Origin of the sequence: Thermosynechococcus sp. PKX95 (assembly GCF_031583295.1) — a bacterium.
Lineage (GTDB): Bacteria > Cyanobacteriota > Cyanobacteriia > Thermosynechococcales > Thermosynechococcaceae > Thermosynechococcus.
Window position 1 is genome coordinate 441,135 of sequence record NZ_CP134171.1, and the last position, 23,433, is coordinate 464,567.

Annotated in this window: 17 protein-coding genes, 1 other RNA gene and 1 pseudogene; 6 read left to right on the forward strand and 13 right to left on the reverse strand. The window is 53.9% G+C overall.

What is annotated here, in order from left to right:
- Positions 1-12: 12 nt before the first annotated feature.
- The 10 genes and pseudogenes from RHH81_RS02040 to RHH81_RS12975 form a co-directional block, all read right to left on the reverse strand.
- Positions 13-1,881: a DNA-directed RNA polymerase subunit gamma gene (locus RHH81_RS02040; protein WP_206200855.1), complete on the reverse strand. Its 1,869-nt coding sequence runs from the start codon at positions 1,879-1,881 to the stop codon at positions 13-15.
- Positions 1,882-1,957: 76 nt separating this feature from the next.
- Positions 1,958-5,284, reverse strand: a complete 3,327-nt coding sequence (gene rpoB / locus RHH81_RS02045) for a DNA-directed RNA polymerase subunit beta (RefSeq protein WP_310743297.1) — start codon at positions 5,282-5,284, stop codon at positions 1,958-1,960.
- A 235-nt stretch (positions 5,285-5,519) separates the two neighbouring features.
- Entirely contained in the window at positions 5,520-6,164 is a 645-nt protein-coding gene (locus RHH81_RS02050) for a Uma2 family endonuclease (RefSeq protein ID WP_206200857.1), read from the reverse strand.
- A gap of 41 nt (positions 6,165-6,205) precedes the next feature.
- Positions 6,206-6,901: a DevA family ABC transporter ATP-binding protein gene (locus tag RHH81_RS02055; protein ID WP_206200858.1), complete on the reverse strand. Its 696-nt coding sequence runs from the start codon at positions 6,899-6,901 to the stop codon at positions 6,206-6,208.
- Positions 6,902-6,910: 9 nt separating this feature from the next.
- Entirely contained in the window at positions 6,911-8,065 is a 1,155-nt protein-coding gene (devC, locus tag RHH81_RS02060; protein WP_310743298.1) for an ABC transporter permease DevC, read from the reverse strand.
- A gap of 9 nt (positions 8,066-8,074) precedes the next feature.
- Positions 8,075-9,238 (reverse strand): ABC exporter membrane fusion protein, encoded by a 1,164-nt coding sequence (locus RHH81_RS02065; RefSeq protein ID WP_206200860.1) that lies wholly within the window; start codon positions 9,236-9,238, stop codon positions 8,075-8,077.
- A gap of 91 nt (positions 9,239-9,329) precedes the next feature.
- Complete coding sequence (locus RHH81_RS02070) at positions 9,330-9,929, reverse strand: pseudouridine synthase (RefSeq protein WP_206200861.1); 600 nt, start codon at positions 9,927-9,929, stop codon at positions 9,330-9,332.
- 10 nt (positions 9,930-9,939) lie between these two features.
- Positions 9,940-10,126: non-coding RNA, 6S RNA (ssrS, locus tag RHH81_RS02075), on the reverse strand.
- Between the two features lie 37 nt (positions 10,127-10,163).
- Positions 10,164-12,242, reverse strand: coding sequence for an LAGLIDADG family homing endonuclease (locus tag RHH81_RS12970; protein ID WP_315863397.1), 2,079 nt, complete (start codon positions 12,240-12,242; stop codon positions 10,164-10,166).
- 21 nt (positions 12,243-12,263) lie between these two features.
- Positions 12,264-14,654, reverse strand: a pseudogene (locus RHH81_RS12975) (ATP-binding protein); the annotation flags it as partial.
- 126 nt (positions 14,655-14,780) lie between these two features.
- Here RHH81_RS12975 and miaA point away from each other — a divergent pair.
- Positions 14,781-15,683: a tRNA (adenosine(37)-N6)-dimethylallyltransferase MiaA gene (gene miaA, locus RHH81_RS02085; RefSeq protein WP_310437950.1), complete on the forward strand. Its 903-nt coding sequence runs from the start codon at positions 14,781-14,783 to the stop codon at positions 15,681-15,683.
- Here the strand turns inward: miaA and RHH81_RS02090 are convergent.
- On the reverse strand, positions 15,662-16,405 hold the full coding sequence (locus RHH81_RS02090; protein WP_206200864.1) for a type 1 glutamine amidotransferase: 744 nt from the start codon (positions 16,403-16,405) through the stop codon (positions 15,662-15,664). The genes miaA and RHH81_RS02090 overlap by 22 nt on opposite strands.
- Before the next feature lie 6 nt (positions 16,406-16,411).
- A complete protein-coding gene (locus RHH81_RS02095; protein ID WP_310743300.1) occupies positions 16,412-18,007 on the reverse strand; it encodes a DUF6930 domain-containing protein in 1,596 nt (531 codons plus the stop codon).
- A 51-nt stretch (positions 18,008-18,058) separates the two neighbouring features.
- Between RHH81_RS02095 and RHH81_RS02100 the strand changes: the two genes are divergently transcribed.
- The 5 genes from RHH81_RS02100 (at position 18,059) to RHH81_RS02120 (ending at position 23,163) form a co-directional block, all read left to right on the forward strand.
- A complete protein-coding gene (locus RHH81_RS02100; protein ID WP_206200866.1) occupies positions 18,059-18,481 on the forward strand; it encodes a resolvase in 423 nt (140 codons plus the stop codon).
- A 38-nt stretch (positions 18,482-18,519) separates the two neighbouring features.
- Positions 18,520-20,556 carry a ribonuclease R gene (locus RHH81_RS02105; RefSeq protein ID WP_310743301.1) on the forward strand — a complete coding sequence of 679 codons (2,037 nt, stop codon included), beginning with the start codon at positions 18,520-18,522 and terminating at the stop codon, positions 20,554-20,556.
- A 5-nt stretch (positions 20,557-20,561) separates the two neighbouring features.
- Complete coding sequence (locus RHH81_RS02110; protein WP_302678721.1) at positions 20,562-20,945, forward strand: YkgJ family cysteine cluster protein; 384 nt, start codon at positions 20,562-20,564, stop codon at positions 20,943-20,945.
- A 67-nt stretch (positions 20,946-21,012) separates the two neighbouring features.
- Positions 21,013-21,366, forward strand: coding sequence for a hypothetical protein (locus RHH81_RS02115; RefSeq protein ID WP_206200869.1), 354 nt, complete (start codon positions 21,013-21,015; stop codon positions 21,364-21,366).
- 27 nt (positions 21,367-21,393) lie between these two features.
- Complete coding sequence (locus RHH81_RS02120) at positions 21,394-23,163, forward strand: ABC transporter ATP-binding protein (protein ID WP_310743303.1); 1,770 nt, start codon at positions 21,394-21,396, stop codon at positions 23,161-23,163.
- Positions 23,164-23,276: 113 nt separating this feature from the next.
- Here the strand turns inward: RHH81_RS02120 and RHH81_RS02125 are convergent, their stop codons facing one another.
- Entirely contained in the window at positions 23,277-23,420 is a 144-nt protein-coding gene (locus tag RHH81_RS02125) for a hypothetical protein (protein WP_206200871.1), read from the reverse strand.
- Between the last annotated feature and the right edge of the window lie 13 nt (positions 23,421-23,433).

The following is a 23,433-nucleotide window of genomic DNA, read 5'->3' on the forward strand; positions in this document are numbered from 1 at the left end:
GGGTCTCCCAAATTAACTGGCTAGGGCTTCTTGAATCGTTTGGTTGTAGATGATGCGACCGGGGGTGGTGCGGATGTATTGGGAAATCAGTTGACCGTTAGCATCCTCCTTGACCCGCCGCAGGGAATACTCCAGTAAACGGGAACCATCTTCATAGGTCGTAATCTGAGGTTCACTGGTATCACCATCGTCCACCTCACCGTCGTAGCGCACCCAGACAAAGGCATGGAGCGGCAAGTGTCCCTGTTCGTAGGCCATGACCACGTCTTGGAAGTTGGCATAGTAGCGATCGCTATAATCTGGCAGCTTCGGATTTTCTGCCGTCAAGTAATAGCAACCCAAAACCATGTCTTGGCTGGGAGTAATAATCGGCTTGCCCGTGGCCGGCGACAGAATATTATTTGAGGCTAGCATCAGCATCCGCGCCTCCGCTTGAGCCTCAATCGAGAGGGGCACGTGCACCGCCATTTGGTCACCGTCAAAGTCCGCGTTGAAGGCAGGACACACCAAGGGGTGCAGTTGAATGGCACGCCCTTCCACCAGAATCGGCTCAAAGGCCTGAATCCCCAAACGGTGGAGGGTCGGCGCCCGGTTGAGCAGCACGGGGTGACCCTCAATCACCTCCTCCAGCACATCCCAAATTTGGGGGTCATTGCGCTGGATCATCCGCTTTGCTGCCTTAATGTTGTTGACAATTTGTTGGCGAATCAAGCGGTGAATCACAAAGGGCTGGAAGAGTTCAATGGCCATTTCCCGAGGCAGGCCGCACTGGTGCATTTGCAGTTTTGGCCCCACCACAATCACCGAACGACCGGAGTAGTCCACCCGTTTCCCCAGCAGGTTTTGGCGGAAGCGACCCTGTTTCCCCTCAATAATGTCGGAAAGGGACTTCAGGGGACGGTTATTGGCGCCCACTACCGTACGACCGCGACGACCATTATCAATCAGGGCATCCACCGCCTCTTGAAGCATGCGCTTCTCATTCCGCACAATAATCTCGGGGGCGAGAATCTCTTGCAGGCGGGCAAGGCGGTTGTTGCGGTTAATGACGCGGCGGTACAGGTCATTAAGGTCAGAGGTAGCAAAACGCCCGCCATCTAGCTGCACCATTGGCCGCAGATCCGGTGGAATCACGGGAATGACCGTCAAAACCATCCACTCTGGCTTTGCTCCAGTGGCAATGAAGTTGTCAATGACCCGCAGCCGTTTGATGAGCTTGGCGCGTTTTTGCCCCTTGGAGTTGAGGATTTCCTGCCGCAGTTGGTCGGCCTCCGCTTGCAGATCTAAATTCTGAAGCAGGCGTTGAATGGCTTCAGCCCCAATACCCACCTCAATACCCTCTAGCTCCGAGTCTTCGCTGTAGATCTCTTCTTCAATTTCCTGCCACTGATCTTCGCTTAGGAGCTGCTTGTAGCTGAGACCGGGGTGATTGCCCGGATCTAGCACTACATAGGAGTTGAAATAGACAATTTGCTCTACATCCCGCAGGGGCATATCCAGCAGGATCGCCATGTAGCTGGGAATCCCCTTCAGATACCAGACATGGGTCACTGGGGCAGCCAACTTAATGTAGCCCATGCGATGGCGGCGCACCCGCGATTCGGTGACTTCAACGCCACAACGTTCGCAGACAATGCCACGATGGCGCACCCGCTTGTATTTACCGCAGTGGCACTCCCAATCCTTAGCAGGACCAAAAATCCGCTCGCAGAAGAGGCCGTCCATCTCCGGCTTGAGGGTGCGATAGTTAATGGTTTCTGGTTTAGTCACCTCGCCCACCACTTGACCGTTGGGGAGCGTGCGCTGCCCCCATTGGATGATGCGCTCCGGTGACGCGAGAGACACTTTTACATAATCAAAGCGTTGCTCGATTCTGGGCATAAACTCACAAATCCTTTGGCGGTGAATGGATCAAGGGGGCGATCGCCCCCAAACAAGCTGACTCAGTTCTGAGTGTTTAGAATGTCGTTGCCCCTTCTTTGTCGTCCGTGTCGTCGAGGGCACTGTAGTCAATTGTGGGTCGTGCCGGGGTACGGCGAGGGCTGACATCCACCATCAAATCCACCTCGGGGTCAGGTTTCATTTCGCCATCGTCATCAAAGCTGGGAATACTGGCCTTGCGCACGGAAATATCCAAGCACAGGGATTGCAGCTCCCGCATCAGCACCTTGAAGGACTCTGGCGTGCCCGGTCGTGGAATGGATTGCCCTTTAACAATGGCATTGAGGGCTTCATTGCGTCCTTGCATATCATCGGACTTGACCGTCAGCAACTCTTGGAGAATATAGGCGGCACCATAGGCCTCCAATGCCCACACCTCCATTTCGCCAAAGCGCTGACCCCCTTGCTGGGCTTTACCACCGAGGGGCTGTTGAGTAACCAAAGAGTAAGGCCCTGTGGAGCGGGCGTGGATCTTATCGTCCACCAAGTGCACGAGCTTCAGCATATAGGCCATCCCCACCGTCACTGGCCGGTCAAAGGGTTCACCGGTGCGGCCATCATAGACGACCATTTTGCCCGGATCCTCAGGATTAAAGACCCAATCTTGACCCGTGACTTCTTTGGCCTCTTGTAGCTTGGCATGGACGGTTTCGCGGGATTTTTCCTTGCCGTGCATTTCATCAAAGGGAGTAATTTTGAACCGACGACCAAGGCACTCCCCAGCCCAGCCCAGCAAACACTCATAGACTTGCCCCACATTCATCCGTGAAGGCACCCCCAAGGGATTGAGGACAATATCCACGGCGCGACCATCGGGCAGGAAGGGCATATCCTCCACCGGGAGAATGCGGGAAATAATCCCCTTATTGCCGTGGCGGCCGGCCATTTTGTCCCCCACCTGAATTTTGCGCTTCTGGGCCACATAGACCCGCACCACCATATTGGCACCGGGGGGTAGTTCATCTCCCTGCTCACGGGTAAAGACGCGCACATCGACAACGCGCCCTTTTTCACCATTGGGCACCCGCAGGGAGTTATCCCGCACATCCCGCGCCTTTTCACCAAAGATGGCACGCAGGAGTTTTTCTTCGGGGGGCTGATCCGATTCCCCTTTGGGGGTGACTTTACCAACGAGAATATCGCCCGCCTCGACAAAGGCACCGATGCGGATAATGCCGTTTTCATCCAACTGTCGCAAGGCATCCTCGGACACGTTGGGCACTTCGCGGGTAATTTCCTCTGGTCCAAGTTTGGTTTGCCGCGCCTCGATCTCGTACTTCTCAATGTGGATGGAGGTATAGACATCCTCTTGAACTAACCGCTCGCTGATCAGGATGGCGTCTTCGTAGTTGTAGCCTTCCCAAGGCATATAGGCCACAAGGATGTTTTGGCCAAGGGCTAGTTCGCCCCCCTCAGTGGCGGAGCCATCAGCAATCACCTGTCCTGCCTGCACGCGATCGCCGACAAAGACAATCGGTCGTTGATTCAAGCAAGTATCTTGGTTGGAGCGCTGGTACTTTTGCAGCGTGTAGGTCATCTCAGGGCCGTTATCGGTTTTGACGCGAATTTGATTGGCATCCACATAGGTGACCACACCATTGGTCTGGCTGAGAATCACCATCCCAGAGTCCCGTGCTGCCTGAGCCTCTAGACCTGTACCCACTAAGGGACGGTGCGGTCGCAACAGGGGGACTGCCTGCCGCTGCATGTTGGATCCCATGAGGGCACGGTTGGCGTCATCGTGCTCTAGGAAGGGAATCAGCGAGGTGGCCACAGAGATAATCTGTACTGGCGAAACTGCCACGTAGTCCACCTGATCGGGGGTGGTGGTGGTGAAATCTTGACGATAGCGTACCGGCACCACATCCCCAAGGATGTAGCCGTTTTCATCGGTGGGCACGTCTCCCGGCGCCACCCGCTTATCATCCTCTTCGTCAGCGGTCATGTAGATGGGGGGGCGATCCTTCAGCACCCGACCATTTTCCACTGGATAGAAAGGCGTCTCAATAAAGCCATATTCATTGACGCGGGCATGGGTGGCCAAGGAACCAATCAAACCAGCGTTGGGACCTTCAGGAGTTTCAATGGGGCAAATGCGACCATAGTGACTCGGGTGAATATCCCGCACCGCAAAGCCCGCCCGCTCACGGGTGAGACCCCCAGGGCCTAGGGCACTCAAGCGCCGTTTATGGGTGAGTTCCGCGAGGGGGTTGGTTTGATCCATGAATTGGGAAAGCTGGCTAGAGCCAAAGAATTCCTTAATGGCCGCCACCAATGGCTTCGGATTCACCAGCGAAGTGGGCGTCAAAGAATCCGTGTCAGACACCGTCATCCGCTCGCGGATAATCCGCTCTAGGCGATTGAGGCCAACGCGCACTTGGTTTTGCAGCAATTCACCCACAGAACGGACGCGGCGGTTGCCCAAGTGGTCAATGTCATCAATCGTGCCCAGATCAAACTCGAGGTTAATTAGATAATCAATGGCCGCAAGAATATCTTCTGGGGTGAGGATGCGTACCGAGTCGGGAATATTCAGCTGCAACTTGCGGTTGAGCTTATAGCGACCCACCCGGCCAAGGTCATAGCGTTTGGGATCAAAGAAGCGCGACTCCAGAAGCTGTTGTCCCCCTGAAACCGTGGGCGGCTCCCCTGGGCGTAGTTTTTTGTACAATTCAATGAGGGCGTCTTCTTCGGAGAATTTGCCTTCTTTTTCAACAGTTTTTTGGTAGTACTCGGGGTGACGCAGCCGCTCTAGAATTTCGCTATCGGTTAACCCCAAGGCCTTGAGGAGAACATGGGCTGAAAGCTTGCGGGTTTTGTCAATGCGCACCCACAGCAAATCATTCTTGTCGGTTTCAAACTTCAGCCAAGCCCCTCGGTTAGGAATCAGGCTGGCATTGTAGGTACGGCGACCATTTTTGTCGGTTTCTGATTTGTAGTAAACACCAGGACTGCGGACAATCTGGTTGACAATGACGCGCTCTGCACCATTGATAATAAACGTGCCGCGATCGGTCATCAGGGGCAGATCGCCGATGAACACATCTTGGTCAATGATATTACCATTTTCTTTGTTAATGAGGCGAGTCGGGACATACATTTGCATTGAGTAGGTGGCATCCCGCCGCTTGGCCTCATCGACGCTATACTTCGGCTCCTTGAGTCGGTAGTCCTTGGCCAAAAAGTGCAACTCAATTTTGCCGGTATAATCAGTAATGGGGGAGAAACTCTCTAGCTCTTCAATGAGTCCTTCTTCCAGAAACCATCGGAAGCTGGCCCGCTGAATCTCGACAAGGTCTGGCAAGGTAAAAGCGGGTGGCGTGTAAATCTGATTACTAGCCATGTATATCCTCTAGAGGGTATCGCTAAAACGCGGATCTTGCATCTTAAATGAAGAGGCGTTGCCCTGTCAAGCACACCAAAAACTCCGCTTACGGCAAACACTGCCGCCGGAGACCTCTGGCAAGATGAAGCTGTTGGAAACGAGAAGAGTTGACAAGTGCCACTGCCGCGCTTGCAAGCCGCTACCTATGACCATAGCACAGAGTTCTTACAGTTAAGCGACAGTTCACTAATAGTTATGGGGTTTGCTGCAACTTCAATCCTGTGTGCAGGGTTTCCAAAACAAGCGTTAAATGACCGTCTCTTAGGGCTGGCCAGTGTAGCCACAATCCAGAGAAGTGCCCACTGCGAAAAATGCCGTGGTCATCGGGCGCTTGACGGCGGTAGCTTGTTCCTTCCCTGAGATACCAGTGAAAATCCTGCTCCCGTACCACCCAGACCAAGTATTCCTGAACCCCACAGCGACAATAAACCTCTAGTTTGTCGTGGAGATCGTAGGCGGCACTGCTACTGGCAATTTCGACAATGAGTTCAGGCGCCCCTTCAAGATAATCATCCTCGCTGATACGGGAGGTGCCATTGACAAGGCGCAGCAGGGCATCGGGTTGCACCACTGTTTGGGCATCTAAGCGGACGGTGGCATTATCGAGCACCATGACGTTGGCTGTTGCCACTTCAAAGGCCATCAACCAGCCCATGACGAGACTGTGGGGACGGCTGTGGGAATTCACCCGCACAGGGGAGGCCACGTACACGACTCCGTTAATGAGTTCAGCTTTTTTAATATGGGGACATTGGGCATATAGGCGCTCAAAGGCCTCGCGACTGAGGCGATCGCCACTCTCCAACATTGGCACTGTCCCCTGCGGAGCTGCAAACATGATCAGCGGATTTGCCCTGCACTGCTTGCCTCTATTCTAGGCTAGGCGGAAAGGCCAATTGTGGTTTCTGAGAGGCGGCCATCTTCCATGTGAATAATGCGATCGGCGACATCAAGAATACGGTTATCGTGGGTCACAATTAAAATGGTGCAGCCCTGTTCGCGGGCAAGGGTACGCATAATTTCCACCACATCGCGACCGGATTTTTTATCGAGGGCAGCCGTCGGTTCATCGGCAAGGACAATTTTGGGATGTCCCACGAGAGCGCGGGCAATCGCCACCCGTTGCTTTTGCCCCCCCGAAAGTTCATGGGGATAGTAGTCAAGGCGCTCTCCAAGGCCAACGGCACAGAGCATGGCTTCCACCCGCTCTCGAACTTCCTGTGGACTGAGGTGGGGTTGCAAATCCAGCGCCATTTGCACATTTTGGCGAGCCGTCAAGGCATGGAGCAGATTGTGTCCTTGGAAGATGTAGCCCGTTTGCCGCCGAATTTGAATCTGCTGCTCTTTTGTGGCATTGCGTAGCTCCTGACCCAGAACCCGCAGACTGCCCTCTTGTGCCGATCGCAAGGCACCGATCAGGGTTAACAGTGTGGTTTTCCCTGACCCCGAAGGCCCCGTCATGATCACAATTTCACCCGCCTCAATGCGAGCGCAGAGATCAAAGAGAATTTGCTTGCGCAGTTGCCCCTGACCAAAGTAGTGATTGAGGCCTTGAATGTGGATCACTGGCTCCATAACACTCTCCTAGAAAATATCGGCAGGATCAGCCGCTTGGATCCGCCGCATGGCGATCGCTCCCGAAAGGGTACACATTAAGACCGTGAGGGTAAAGACCAAACTGGCGCGCTCTACGGTCATCCACACTGGCAGTGACGTGGCTCTGGCAATCAGGATGTAGAGTAAAAATGACACGATAAAGCCTGGAACATAGCCCATACAGGAGAGAATCAAGGACTCCTGCATGACCACGCCATAGAAGAAGATATCGCGGTAGCCCATGGCCTTGAGGGTGGCATACTCCGCCAAGTGATCCGTGACATCGGTGTAGAGAATTTGATAGACAATCACGGAGCCAACGATAAATCCCATCAGGGCACCAAGGGAGAAAATAAAGCCAATGGAGGTACTCTTTTCCCAATAACTGCGCTCAAACTCAGCAAACTCCTCACGGGTCATCACCAGTACATCATTGCCGAGGGAAGCATTCATCCGCCGTGCCAATGCTTTCGTATTCACCCCCGGCTGCACCCGTACTAAACCCACATCGATCAGCCCCGGATGACGTTCGGGGAAAAGGCGCAAAAAGTTCAAATCACTCGTGAGCAAATTACCATCGGCACCAAAGTTGGCTCCCATGCGAAACAAGCCTGCCACGGTGATTTTGCGGCCAGAGACTTCGGTCGTGACCTCTTCCCCCTGGCGGTATAGCTCAGGAATCGGGCCAAACTCAGCGCGGGATTGGGCATCAAAAAGAACGTGATCCGCTAGCTTAATCGCATCTTGCCAGTGGGGGGTATCGGATACGGCAATGGACACCGCCAGCGGATCGACGCCAATCACCATCAGTTGGCGAGTACTTTTGTTAATGGGATTGCGCCAGAGACCAAAACTCAGGTAGAGGGGAGAAACCGACTCGACCCCTTCAAAGCCCGCTGCTTGGTAGAGTCGCCGCCGCGGGAAGCTGCGCATGGCAATCAGCGCCGTGGATTGGGGACTAATGAGGACAATATCGGTGTTTAAGCTCTCGTGGAAGCGCACTGCCGCCTTAAAGAGGGCATCGCGAAAGCCAAACTGCATCAGCATCAGCACCACTGCAAAGGCAATGCCCGCGATCGCCACCAAGAGCCGAATGCGCTCTCGAATCAGTTGTAGCCAAGCTAAGGGAATTGCAAAAATCATCCTTGAACCTCAGCGCGGATCAATGGCAATTTCCACTTGCATATTTGTTAAACCCGCCACCGGCTCACTGTTGTCAAGGCGAATTTTCACTTCCACAACCCGCGCATCGGTTTTTGCGGCTGGATCCGTATCAGTCACGTCATTCTTGGCCACCACCAAACCCACTTGCGCCACGCGGCCGGTAATGGGGGCCTTCAAGGCACGACTGCGAATTTCCGCGGGCTGACCCACCCGCACACGAGGAACATCGGTTTCATAGACTTCAGCAACGGCATACATTTGATCGGTGTTGCCCAGTTCGAGAATCCCGCGTTCGTTGATGGTTTCGCCGGCTCTGGTGTGAATCCGCAGCACCCGACCATTGCGGGGGGCGCGAATAATGGTGCGCTCAAGGCGGGCTTCTGCCAGTTGCAGATTCCGTTCCGCTGAGAGGAGCTGCACTTGGGTTTGTACCCGTCCCAGATTGGCTTGGGCGGCTTCGATCTGAGCAGTGGCGGTGGCAAGTTCCGTACGCCGTTCCTCCTGTAGGCGAACAAGGTTGGCTTGGGCGTTGCGCAGTTCTTCCTGTAAGCTCCGGACGCGAACCGTGCGATCGTCGAGATCCTGTTGCGACACTGCCCCATTGGCAAAAAGTTGGGCAAAACGCTGATATTCGCGGTTGGCGGTCTCGAGTTCCGCTTGAATGCGTTGAATCGTAGCCTGCTGGGCTTGAATGGCAGCAATGGCCGGTTCATTGGCGCGATCGCGCCGCCGCTCGGCTTCGGCAATTTGAGCAAGGGCGAGGCGGGTTTCGGCCTCATAGCGCAAGCGGGCTTCCTGCAACTGACTGACCGCCAAATCGCGTTCGGCTTTGCGCTCCGGATAGGTATCTAAATAGGCAAGGGGTTGACCGGCCACCACGCGATCGCCCTCGCGCACTAACAACTGCCCTAGCCGTTCGGTCATTGAGGGAGCACTGACGGCCACAACTTCCCCTTCGGGTTCCAATCGACCCAAGGCGGTAATGCGATCGCTCATGGGATTAGCAAGGGCTGCCTGAATTGTCTGTTCTTCATTGACCCGTTGACGTTGCTGCCAATAGTTCAAACTGAATGCCAAGCTGCCTAATCCGATGGCGATCGCCCCCCCGATCAGCCATGGACGACCAACTTTGCTGAGAAACGGCTGTCCCATGGGACGACCTCGTGAATGCAGTGCAGTCAAAAATAACAAGTGTTACCTCATCTTAATATAGACGCCCTCGGTTATTAAGGAATGCTAAGTGCTAAGCAAGTCGAGGCGGTCGCCGACCACAGGCTTGCCAAAGGGCTTGCCGTTCTTGGGGCAGAACCTCGCGCCATTCTCCGGGGGCAAGGCCACTCAATTGCAGATTGGCGATCGCCACGCGTACCAAGCGCAGCGTGGGTAACCCTACCGCAGCCGTCATGCGGCGGACTTGGCGATTGCGACCTTCCCGCAACGTTAGACTTAGCCAGTGGGTAGGAATAGAACGACGATAACGAATGGGTGGTTCCCTAGGTGGTAAAGGGGGTTCCTGTGCCAGTACCTGGACAACCGCAGGTCGCGTGCGACAGCCTTGGATGACAACGCCTTCGGCCAACTGCGTCAGAGCTGCGGGGTTGGGTTCACCTTCTACCTGTACCCAGTAGGTACGCGGATGGCCATAGCGCGGATCCGTCAAGCGGTGCTGCAACCAACCATCGTTGGTGAGAAGAACCAGCCCCTCGCTGTCATAGTCCAATCGCCCTGCGGGATAAACATCGGGAATGGGAACATAATTCTTGAGGGTCGATCGCCCCTCTTGATCTTGAAACTGACAAAGCACTCGATAGGGCTTATACAGGAGAATGTAGCGATGGTTCATGGTTAGGAAAAGTCTAACCGCGACGCCGTTTTACCTCAGTTTATGACCTAGTAAAGCCTAGGGGGGAATGCTAACCGTAGACTTAGAAGTTTCTGGCTCAATGGCCAGTCTACTGCCGCCCACAGTGTTGATTCCCAAATGTTTTGCAATTGTAGATCACAAAACAATATTGGCAGTCACCAACGTCGCAGCCAAACTAGAGCTACTATAGCACATCTACTCTGGGGGCTGGCTTTAGATATCGAGGTTTTCTAGGGCCAACTGTGGGCCATAGGTCTCGATAAATTCGCGACGAGGTGCCACGCGATCGCCCATGAGGATGGTGAAAATGCGATCGGCCTCAGCAGCATCTTCAATTTCCACCCGTTTGAGAATGCGCGTCTCTGGGTTCATCGTCGTTTCCCACAACTGCTGCGGCATCATTTCCCCGAGACCCTTAAAGCGCTGGATCGTGTAGTTGGCATTTTCCGGGAAGGCGGCAATCTGCTGTTGCAGCTCGCGATCGCTATAGCAATAGAAGTGCTGTCGCCCGCGCTCAACCTTATACAGGGGTGGGCAGGCAATATAGACAAAGCCTTGGTTAATCAATTCCTGCTGATAGCGATAGAAAAAGGTCAGCAACAAGGTGCGAATGTGGGAACCATCCACATCAGCGTCCGTATTGTGGGCACACAACCCACCGACACCGCAAATAAAGTTTTCATCCCCCTCCACTGAGAAGTCATAGACATACTCACCCACGGGTGGAATTTCCGCAACTTGCGTCACCTCTAGTGCCATTAAGTCTTCACTAATAGGGGTAAAAGCCAGTGGCTTATGGTGGGGCGAAGCCAGATAGGCCTTCAGTGATTCACTGTGGGGATGACGCTGCCAAATGGGCAACGCCGCTTCCAGTTGGGGCTTGCCGCTCAGGGTGAGGCAATAGACTTCGTGGCGGGTTTGTAGCTGTGAATTCGCCACTGCTTCTGCTGGTAAGGTTGTCCAGCTTGCTACCCAGCCCAACTGACCAAACAGGTAGAGGAGGCCATCTTTGAGGGTAGGAGAAGTGGTGGTCATAGAGATGTGGCTGCGGGCGATCGCCCCATCGCCGAGGAAATACCCCTCCAAAAAGGCCAACTGTAGCTCTAGTGGCACCCGCCACACCAAGGAGGGCAGGCACTTCTCGTGGGCTTTGCCCCCCACCCCCAAGGCTTTGAGTAAACAGGCTGCCAAGACACTGTGGAAGTAGAGTTTTTGTCCTTGACTTTCAGGGTCAGCATCGCAGTGAGGAGACTCGCCAAAGAGGGTTTCAATGATACGGCAGAGTTCAGGGATAAAGGGCTGGTCTTTTCGCCCCAAGCTGAGGCTAACTTGATGTTGACTCAGGCTTCCCTCGGCTACATACCAGCCTAAAAACCACAATAACTCCCGATTGACCTCTAAATATCGGCCAAAAGCTTTGTCATGGTGGGCATGGGGCACGAGTTGCACCTCCCCAGTGAGGCACTCTAGTTCCGCAAGGGTAAAGCTATCGAGGGGCTGATAACCGCTGATTTGGCGGTAGGGGGCATTTTTGCTGTCGTCACTTTGATGCTGCATCCTCTCAAGCCGCGACGGTAACGTTTGGTATTGGAGTGGCTGATGCCACTGAATGGCCTCTAGATAATTGAGGAAGTGCTTCAGTGTGGGCGTGGTTTGACCCCGTTCCCATTGGGAAATAGTGATGGCTTGGTTTACCCCGACTTGGGCAGCAACGGCCTGTTGACTGAGCCCTTGGACGTGACGCGCTTGCCGTAGGGGTTCCCACAGCTGGGGATCATAGGCAACACGCGGTTCTTGCCCCTCCGAGGAGCACTCAACCCGTGCTAGGAGTTGTTGGCCACACAGGGCTTTGACACCTTCCCCCTTGAGATACAGCCCCTCCGTGAGACCCGCTTGGTAAAACAAGTGCAGCAGATCAATGCGCTCAACAATTGGGGGACGCGGTAAACGACGACTGCCAACGAGGCGATCGCCCACTTGAATCTCATTTCCTTTTTTCAACTTGATCTGACCGTCTTCATAAACATAGACACTGTGGGAGGCCGTCACCTTAATGGAGCGATGGTAGCGGGTTTGAATTGCATACATTGGCTCTTCATGGGAATGGCGAATCACTGCCTTCAGGGGTTGAAAGCGAGTCTGACCCGTCTTGGGATCAAAGGACATCACCTGATAGTGCTCAGCAATCCGTTGCCCCTCAATGCACTGATCAATAAACTCGCCAATTTTGACCAATTCCACATGGCCGTAGGCATTCATAACAAGGGTGGGTTCATCCCCGGCCACACTCATAATAATGATGCGGTGATAGCGCAACTTGGCAGGATCAAACTCCTCTCCCTTCACGCCCAGACCAAGGGCAGTAATTAAGGACTGCACCTCATTGTTCTTGTAGATTTTGGCATCATCCGTTTTTTCAATGTTGAGAATCTTGCCCCGCAGCGGCAAAATTGCTTGGAAGCGGCGATCGCGCCCTTGTTTGGCACTGTTGTGAACAAAAACGCCACTGGCCAGCGCAAAGTTATGGGTTCCCGGCACTTCTAAATCGTAAACATCAATCTTTTCACCCATAACCTCAATTGAGACAATGCGATGGTTATAGTTTTTGATTGCTTCTAAGGCACGATTTGAATCGCCATCAAAGTACCGATTACAGAAAGTTTCAAAGTGTAGGAGCGACTTATCACGTGTTTGGCAACGATATTCGCGATAAGACTCTAAATCAATATTACCTTGTTCTAACTCAATTTTCTTTAGGGCTTTAATTGTCTTGTCAAAGTAGGTCTTTGATAGTGCTTCTTTCCGCTTCTGACGGCACTTCTCCTTAACTTCAGGACGATGTAAGGTTTTATCAATGTGCTGGCGATGAAGTTCAAGATGTGCATCAGCAGACAGACGAATCAGATTCGTGGGATTATTGTTTCGCTTGTTGAAGTCAACATGATGACAATGCTCACCACTTTCTAAGGCGTATTTTTCTTGCCAGCGGTTATACCAATCTGCAAGCATGTGGGTAAACAGCCAAGAATTTGATCGAGGATCCCAAACCATTTCGTAGCCATCGATCGTAATTCCCGAATCAGCGCTGCTAGATGCTTTTCGATAAAGTGGCATTAGGGAATCATCGGGAGTTAACGCCTGTGCCTCTTTATACTCACCATTGCGGAGCATGAAACGGTGATCGGGGGTGCAGATAATCACCTCGCCGTTGTCAAGGGTGAGCTTAATGACTTCAGCATTTGTTTTGGTTTTGCGGACGTTGACCAGTCGCTCAATACCAATCGTGCCATCGTGGCGAACTGTGTAGCCAAAATGCTCCTCGCCTGCCGCTTGTTCTGCCATTAACTCCACAAAACTGAGGCAACGGCCATCGGCGAGAGCCACCTTTGTATCACCAGCAAAGCAGCCACCCGCAGAATCACCTTCGACAATGAAAATTTCCGAGACAGCGGGATCCCGTGAACTGCAATCCGCCAATTTCCCCGGCAGCGTCGAAGACTCCAGCACCGACTTGCGCCGTACCATTTCCCGTGCCCGCCGCGCCGCTTCAGCCGCATTAAAGGCTTGGATGGCTTTTTCCAAGATCGTGTCGGTGACGGTCGGATGAAAGTCAAGGTATTCCGTTAGGGCTTCGCCCACAATGGCATCCACAATGCCGCGTACTTCGGTATTGCCCAGCTTGGTTTTTGTCTGCCCTTCAAATTCAGGGTTGGGCACCTTTACTGAAATAATGGCGGTGAGGCCTTCGCGAATGTTTTCCCCCGCCAAATTGGCGTCCCCCTCCTTGAGTTTATTGCGCTTGCGGCCAAGGGCATTGAGCGTCCGCGTTAGGACTGCCTTTAGCCCCTCCATGTGGGTACCGCCATCAATGGTGCGGATATTATTGGCAAAGCCTAGCAGGTTTTCACTGTAGGCATCGGCACACCACTGTAGGGCCGCTTCCACCTGCACATCGTTTTTTTCCCCCTGAATGTAGATGATCTCTGGGTGAAGGGGTTCCTTTTCCTGCACCATGTAGCGGACATATTCACGGATACCGCCTTCATAGCAGTAGGTTTCACTCAAGGGGGGCGTAACGCGCAAATCCTTGAAATCAATACGAATGCCGGCATTGAGATAGGCCAGTTCCCGCAGCCGTGTCATCAGCACCTTGGCGTCAAATTCAATCGTTTCTGTGAAAATCTGGCGATCAGGAAAGAAGGTCACTGAGGTACCCCGCCGTTCCTCACTATCGGGGGTCTTTTCGAGGGGAGTAATGGGAACCCCCCGTTCATAGCGCTGATGATGGACAAAACCATTGCGCCACACCGTCACTTCTAACCATTCCGAGAGGGCGTTGACCACAGAGACACCCACACCGTGCAACCCCCCTGAGACTTTGTAGCCACCATCGCCAAACTTGCCCCCGGCGTGGAGCACCGTCATCACCGTCTCAACCCCAGAGACGCCGGTATCGGGGTGAATATCCGTTGGAATCCCGCGCCCATTGTCGGTGACCGTGACGGAGCCATCAGCATTGATCTGAACTAGAATGGTGGAACAGTATCCCGCTAAGGCTTCATCAACGGAGTTGTCCACGACTTCATAAACCAAGTGGTGGAGTCCCTTGGGGCCAGTGCTGCCGATGTACATCCCCGGTCGGGTTCGTACGGGTTCAAGGCCTTTGAGTACCCGCAACTGGGCAGAGGAATACTCGGCGGTCATGGCAACTCCCTAACTGCTATAGAATCGAGGCAAATGCGTCTTCACTTGCCTAAATGTCAAATCTGACCTAAATTTTAGCACATAAGGGTTATAGGCGATTCTAGGAAATTTTCAGGCTGTATTTGAGTGGGGGATGCAGGGCTAATTGTTATTGGGGGGGCAACGGCCACCGGCAAAACGGCACTGGCGATCGCCCTCGCGCAGCAATTGAACAGTGTGATTTTGAGTGCCGACTCCCGCCAAGTCTATCGCGGCTTTGATATTGGCACCGCCAAGCCCACCCCCGCCCAGCAACAGCAGGTGCCTCACTACCTCATTGATATATGTGACCCCCGCGATACTTTGACCCTAGCGATTTACCAAGCCAAAGCCCAAGCCCTCATTGCCCACTACCACGCCCAAGGGATCACACCCCTCTTGGTGGGGGGGACAGGATTGTACATCCGCAGTATTACCCAAGGGCTAACAATGCCCCAAGTCCCACCGCAACCACATCTACGGGCACAGTTGATGGCGCTGGGTCAGCAGGAATGCTATCAATGGCTTCAGCAGGTGGATCCTGTGGCGGCGCAACGCATCCATGCCCACGATCACGTGCGTACCCTGCGGGCTTTGGAAGTCTATTACGTAACGGGGGTACCCCTCAGCCAGCAGCAGCGGCGCGAACCGCCTCCCTACCCGATTTGGTACTTTGCCCTGCCAGGGGGCGATCGCCAACAGCAGCGGGCACGGATTGAAGAACGCACCCAGCAAATGCTGGCCATGGGATGGCTCGATGAAATTCGGCAACTGCAAGCGCAGTACGGTGATGAACTGCCCCTATTAGATACACTGGGCTATCGCGAGATGCGCCAATATCTGCGGGGAGAACTCACCCTTGAGGCGGCGATTGCCCTCACGGTACAGCACACCCAACAATTTGCCAAACGACAGCGGACATGGTTTCGGGCAGAACCCGGCATCCATTGGCTGCAAGCCACCACCCTAGAGGAGCAACTAGCAGAGATTCAAGCACAACTGGGAATATAGCCCAGCACCACCTCAACAAAGCGGCGGATCAACTGATTGGCGTAGGGGGTAGGACGGGCTGTTTGCTTGAGTTTTTCCAGTTCGGCAGTGCCCAATTGATAGCGATCGCAATAACGGCTAATGCGGGCAATCAGGTCGCGATCGTCCACCTCGGGATGAAACTGAAAGCCATAAAAGGGCTTGCCCTCCAAGCGAAAGGCATGGTAGGGACACAACTCACTGTAGGCCAGTAAGGTCGCTCCCGCTGGCAGAGTCAAGGCGCGCTCCTGATGTCCGGAAATGGCCAAAAAGGGATTGGGAAAGCCAGCAAACAATGGATCCGCAACCCCTGCTGGGGTGAGATACAAAGGGTAGGTGCCCATTTCCATGGCCTCGCGATCCACAATCACTTGCCCTCCCAAGGCCTGCACTGCCAATTGAAAGCCAAAGCAGGAGGCCAACACGGGGATCTCCTGCTCAATACAGGCCAAAATTAAGTCCATTGCCGGCGGTACAAAGCGATAGATCTCTGGCTTGAGCACTGTGGCATCACTGGAGCCACCGATAAAAAGGGCATCAAAGCCTTGAATACAGTCGGGGGTAAAGTCAGCACACTCAAAGCCATTGAGCACTGTAAATTGCTCGGCGGCCAAACCGCTCAAGCGGATAAATTCTGCCAATTCCTCCTGCTGCGTAGTGCGATCGCCCCGTGCCTGAAGCAGTAGAATCCGTAGGGACTTCACCGTTCTCTAGCGTTTAGAAATCTCAATGGGCTGAGGGGTCGGTGGACGTTGGGTGTCCACGAAACTAAAAACCAGAGACGTTTCAAAAAGTCCCACGATTTGCTTGAGGGTTGGCTGCATCCGCGTTTTGCCCGTCATGCCATAGGCCACAGCAAGGCCACAGGCACCCTCAAGGTCATTGACCTCCTTGATCCAATCGAGGAGCAGCGAACCACTTTCGGGGTCAAAGGTATCCAAAAGCCAAAGATGGTTGGCATTGGTTTGGGCAAGGAGCATGACTATTTGCTCGGAACCTGAGAGGGGAAAGACCGTTAGATGGTGAATGCCGCCCTCCTCAGCAATTTTGGCGGCGAGCGCCTCCGCTGCGGCTTTTTTGGTTTGAATCGTCAACACGGGATAGCCCTCAAACGCCTCGGGAATCTCCCCCCGTTGATGGTAAGAGACGGCTGCTTGTAATTCCTGTAGCTCTTTCGGCGGAAACAACTTAAAGAGGATATAGGCTTCCCCCGGAATTGCTTCCGTATCAATGGGAATCTGGTGCTGTGATTCGCTCTCCTCAGGGTCACCATTGATTTCTGCCATCATCTCTGGCACTGTTGCCACGTGCACCTGATAACTAAGGGCAGAATGGCGGGGTGAAGGAATCTTGAACCTCAGGTCTAGTTCAGGGCACTCCTCCTTCTCAAACTGTTTCTTGGTCTTTTTCCAGAATTTGATCAGAGCCTCGATTGCCACATAGACCATTTCCGCTTCTTCAGGGGCGTAAAAGGGTCGCATTCCCTCCAAAGGATGGATGACACCCGGTTCAATGGTGTAAAGATGCCCCTTGAGGACAAAAGAGAGATCATTGCCTAAATCCTCTTCGTCAACCTCGGAAAAATTCAAGAAGAGACAATCGTTGCGCAGAACCGTTTCCTCTAAGCGCTCATCATCGTCTTCGTCAATGTAGGGATATTCTTGATCAATCTGCTGCCAAAAGTTGCGTAATGCCTCCTCCCCGCGGTAGAGCATTAGACCAAAGTCACGGTTGGCCCCTTGGGGGTTCACCAGTACCGCAAAGAGGGTGGAAGAGTCCCAAGCGTCGCAGTGGAGTTTAAGGGGGGTAAGACTGTCTAGGCGCCGCCAGATGTCCAGTTGAGCAAATTCCCTAATTTTCTGTTTGTACAGAGAAACATATTCAGGGGGGAGCACCTCGATATCTTCATCATCACTGGTGAGTTCCGCCGCAATGAATTCAAAAAATTCAGCCAGCAGGGGAATGTGGGCTTGATACTCCACCTGAATATCGAGGGGAGCCACCACACCGCGCAGAAAAAATTGCAACTCGCGGTCATCAACGATGATGGTGTGGGGACGGCAGGGCTGAGCTTGGGGATGGCGGGGATATTCGATCGCCTGCACCAACAGCCGCATCAGTTGCTCTGGGGTGGGTGGAAACTGACCCACCTCCATGCTGCGTACCCCCTGATCCTTGGGATCGAGCCAAGCCGCACAAAAGACCTCGCCGTTCTCGCTGTCTAGACTGCGGCCACCACCGACCCAAATGGCGGCAACTTGCGGTACATTCAACAGACGACGGATGGTCGCAGCGGGTAGGCTCACAGGGCGATCGCTCCCAATTCGATAACCTTTCCACTCTAGCAAATGACGTAAATGGGTCGCACTAAGTATTTATTGGGGTTTGATCCAGGGCGGGACAAGTGTGGGTTAGCCCTTGCCCTTGGTCAAGAAGTGGTGCGCTATGAAGTGGTGGCCAGCGATCGCGCGATCGCCCGTGTCCAAGAGTGGCATCAAGCCTATCCATTTGAACAGGTGATTATGGGCAATCAAACCACCTCCCGCCAGTGGCAGCAGCAATTGCAAGCGGCTTTGGCTGTAGAAATTATTCCAGTGGATGAGCGCAATAGTACCCTAGATGCCCGCGATCGCTATTGGCAACTCTTTCCGCCCCAGGGTTGGCAGCGGCTGATTCCCAAGGGGTTGCGCCTGCCCCCCCGACCCATTGATGATATTGTCGCCATTGTGCTGTTAGAACGCTACTGTGGTTATCCCCTGCTGCTCAGTCAGAGGCAATAAACTTTATAATTGTCAGGTTATGGTACAGCACGGCAGCCGTGGAGAAAGGCACCCTCATTGAATTTCGGGTCAATAACCAGCGTCGCTTGGCGGTGATCGATCGCCCCGAAGGTAAAAAGCATTGGATTGCCATTGATCAGCATTTACAAGCCCACACCATTCATCCGCGCCAACTGACCTTTACGGTGCCCGAGGAGCGGTTTCGTCCCCAAGAGATTCCCACATTTTGGCGGCAGGTGCAGCCGCTCTTGGATGCCGACAGTCTAGAAGTGGCTTGGGAAATTATCCGCGAGGAAAACCGCCCCATTACGCCAGCGGATCTAGCGGAGCTGCTTTTTTCGGAGCGATCGGCGGTGGCCTGCTATGCGGCCTACTATCTCCTTAGCGAGGATCGTTTCTACTTCAAGCTCAAGGGGGAAACCTATGAGGCTCGACCGGCTACCCAAGTGGCAGAACTCAAACATCAAAGCGAGCGGGAAGCCCAACGCTTAGCGGAGGAAGTTAGCTTCCGTGAACATTTGACCCAAGCCCTGAAGGGGGAAACTGTGGCGTGGTCTGCCAGCGATCGCAAACGCCTTGAGCAGTTAGAACGTTATGCTATAGCCATTGAACCCAGTCCCCAACACCAAGCGGCGATTGATCTGCTCAGTGAATTGCAGCGTCCCACCCAACCCTTGGGCGCTTTCCAACTGTTGGTGGATCTCGGCCTCTGGTCAGAGCACGAAAATCTGTTCCTGCGCCGGAGTCAAATTGACGTTGAATTCTCTGCCAAGGTACTTGCTGTGGCCCATGAACGCCTCACCTCACCCCCTACAGATATTGACGCTCCCCTGCGCCGCGATCTCACCCATCTCAAGGTCTATACCATCGACGACGAAAGCACCCAAGAAATTGACGATGGCCTCAGCCTCGAAGTCGTGGGCGATCGCCAAAAGCTGTGGATTCACATTGCCGATCCCACCCGCTGGGTGATGGTGGATGATGTCTTGGATCAGGAGGCTCGCCGCCGCGCCACAACAGTCTATCTACCAACGGGGATGATTCCCATGTTTCCCACGGAGTTGGCCACAGGACCGATGAGTTTGGTCGCGGGACAAACCTGTTGTGCGCTGAGTTTTGGCATTCTTTTAGCCGACAACGGCGAAGTGCTGGAGTACGAAATTTGCCCCAGTTGGATTCGCCCCACCTATCGCCTGAGCTATGACGATGTGGACATGATTTTGGAGCAGGGGGTGACTGGGGAAGCGGATCTGCTGGCGATCGCCCAATGGGGACAGCGGCGTAGTGAGTGGCGACAACAACGGGGAGCGATTCGCATTAATATCCCTGAACCCAACATTAAAGTGGCTGGTGAAGAGGTGGAAATCTCGCCCCTCCATGACTCCCCCGCCCGCCAACTGGTGGCAGAAATGATGATTCTTGCCGGTGAAGTAGCCGCCCATTTTGGCGCCCGTGAGGGCATCCCTCTGCCCTTTCGCAGTCAATCACCGCCAGAACTGCCCCCAGAGGAGGAATTGTTGCAACTGCCCGCTGGAATGGTGCGGGACTGTGCCATTCGTCGCTGTATGCCCCGCAGTGAAATGAGTACCCAACCCAATCCCCACGCCAGTCTGGGTCTTGATGCCTACTGCCAAGTGACCTCCCCGATTCGTCGCTACACGGATCTGCTGGCACACCGTCAGATTAAAGCCCACCTGCGGGGAGAAAGGCCGCCCCTGACACCAGAACAACTCAATGAAATTTTATTGGGACTGATGTCTTCGGTTCAGGAGTCCGCTTTGGTGGAGCGGCAGACCAATCGTTATTGGTGCCTAGAGTACTTGCGGCGGCATCGCGAAGAGGTGTGGCGGGGCATTGTGCTGCGTTGGTTGCGTCCGGAAGAGGGACTGGGGCTAGTACTGCTGGAGGATTTGGGGCTAGAACTGGCCATGCGCTTTCAACGGCAGGCAAAGTTGGGAGAATCGGTACTGGTGCGGGTGAGTCGGGTTGATCCGCGAGGCGATCAAATTTGGCTGGAGGAAGTGCCCCCAGATGCACTGACCTCAACAGAAACGGTCGCTTTATCTTCAACATGATCCCGATGAGAAAATGGCAATGCATGCAGGGGTGTGGCGCCTGTTGTTACCTTGAGTTGCGCGATCGCTCAGAAGTGCCCACCATTCTCAATGCAGAGGAATTTGCCCTCTACCAATCCCTCATTGGTGCCGATGGCTGGTGTATTCACTTTGACCCCCTCAGCCGCCGCTGCCGCATCTACGAGAATCGCCCCCGCTTTTGCCGCGTCACGCCAGAAGTCTTTGAGGATTTGTATGGGATTACGCCTGAGGAGCTAGACGAGTTTGCCATTCAGTGCTGCTGCGAACACATTCACGATCGCTACGGTGAGCGGAGTTTTGAACTGCTGCGCTATGAATATCTGGTGGGTCAGGGCGTAGATCCCCCGCAGGGGGAGGAGGCTCCCTAGGGCTGTCCTTTGTGAACGGACACCTATAATGACAGCAAATGACAACAGTTGTGTGCAGCCAGAGCCTATGGATGACTATCGGATGCGGGTGAACTTGGTCGAAGGCTCGGTGAGTTTTCGCTTCTCTCGGACAGCCGCAGAGGCCCTACGGCAAGAGATTCAGACTTTAATGGAACGCATGCGGGCGATCGCCCATGCCAAAGCCAGCGGTACTCCCCTGTCTCCCCAAGCGGCCATGGAATATCAGCACGTGGGCGAGGTCTTCCTCGAAGTGTTTTGTAATCCCAATATCTGGCCCAATCCCTATGCCGCCAAGGTTCTATTGACCGTGCGAGATGATCGCATGCGCCTGACGACAGAGGCAGAGCTAAATCGTCTCGTGGAAGACCTCAACCAGTTTCTCGAAAGCGCTCCCCCCTAGGGGGACAACATCTGTTAGGTTGAGGATATGGTTACTCTTCCTAAGGCTGGCCGCTCTGGCCGTTTGCGTCGCCTCTTGGCCTATTTGCGTCCTCACCAAACAAAAATTTGGGGGGGGATTGTTGCGCTTTTTATCGTCAACCTTTTGGGCACCTATTTGCCGCTGCTCATTGGTACTGCGGTTGATGAATTGCAGGCTAAGTTTGACTTGCAGCGGGTGGTGTTCTATGCCCTGCTGCTGATTGGCCTAGCCTCCCTGATGTGGCTGATTCGCATGGCCTCGCGCCTGTGGATCTTTGGGGCTGGGCGATTGGTGGAATTTGACCTCAAACAACGGCTCTTTGAACATCTGCTGCGTTTAGAACCCAGTTACTTTGCGGAGAATACCCCCGGGGATCTCATTAGCCGTGCCACCAGTGATGTGGATAATATTCGCCGTCTGGTGGGTTTTGCCCTTTTGAGTGCGGCGAACACCGTGTTTGCCTACGGTATGACCCTGCCCGTGATGCTGGCAATTCATCCGGGGTTGAGCTTGGGGGCGATCGCCGTTTATCCAGCGGTTCTTTTTATTGTCCAAACCTTTAGCGATCGCCTGCGGGCAGAGCAGCTCGATGTGCAACAAAGCCTCGCGGAACTCAGCGATCTCATTCAAGAGGACATGAGTGGCATTGCCCTGATTAAAATCTATAGCCAAGAAGCCAATGAACAACGCCAATTTGACCAGTTAAATCAAGACTTACTCCGCAATAACTTGGTCTTGGCTAAAACTCGCAACATTCTCTTTCCCCTCTTGGGGGGGATGGTCAGCTTTAGTTTGCTGATTTTGCTGTGGTTTGGCAGCCGCATGATTGCAGCCAATACGATTCAGGTGGGGGATTTTATTGCCCTACTGCTGTACATTGAGCGGCTGATTTTCCCGACGGCACTCTTGGGCTTTACGATTACCACCTACCAACGGGGGGAAGTGAGCATTGACCGGATTGAAGCCATCTTGAGCGTGGAACCCCGCATTACCGATGCCCCAGATGCCATTGCTTTACCCCGCGATTGCGTTCAGGGACACCTGCGTTGTCAGAATCTAACTTTTACATATCCCAATCGCCGCACCCCTGCCCTCAATCAACTTAGTTTTGAAATTCAAGCAGGGGAAATGGTGGCGATCGTTGGCCCCATTGGCTGCGGCAAATCCACACTGGCCAGTGCCCTGCCTCGACTCTTGGAGATTGCCCCGAATCAGATTTTTCTGGATGGCATCGACATTACGCAGCTGCGCCTTGCTGATCTGCGGGGGGCGATCGCCTACGTGCCCCAAGAAAGCTTTCTCTTTAGCACCACAATCAAAAACAACATTCGCTACGGCGAACCCGATGCCACGGAGCTAAAGGTGATTGCCGCCGCCAGCCAAGCCCAAATTCACAATGAGATCCTCAACTTTCCTAAGCAGTACGACACCCTTGTGGGCGAGCGGGGCATTACCCTCTCTGGGGGACAGCGTCAACGAACCGCCTTAGCCCGTGCCCTACTGGTGGATGCGCCGATTTTAGTCCTCGATGATGCCCTCGCCAGCGTTGATAACCAAACGGCTAGCCAAATTTTACAAGCGCTGCGGCAGCAACAGCACACACGCACGGTGCTCTTTATTTCCCATCAATTGTCAGCAGCGGCCACCTGCGATCGCATTCTGGTCATGGATCAAGGGCGCATTGTTCAACAGGGTACCCATGATCAACTGGTGGCAGCAGGGGGGTTATATCAATCCCTTTGGCAGCAGTATCAGTTAGAAAGCTCCCTTGGATAACTGGATCGCCTGCTGGAGAATGCCAATTTCCCATTAGAAGGGGGCAACCCTGACGGCTACCCCTAGCTTCAGTATCATTAAGAATAGACAATATCGCTAAAAGCTAAAAGGAACTACTGCCCTGGTGTTTGCGGACTGGGGGACTCGGTTGGCGTTTGGTTATCGGTACCACCGCCGCCACCACCACAGGCAACCAGCGTTGTCGAAAAGCCCACTAAAATTAACCCTAAGGCGGCGAGTTTGTAAAGAAATTTCATAGAACTCCTCACG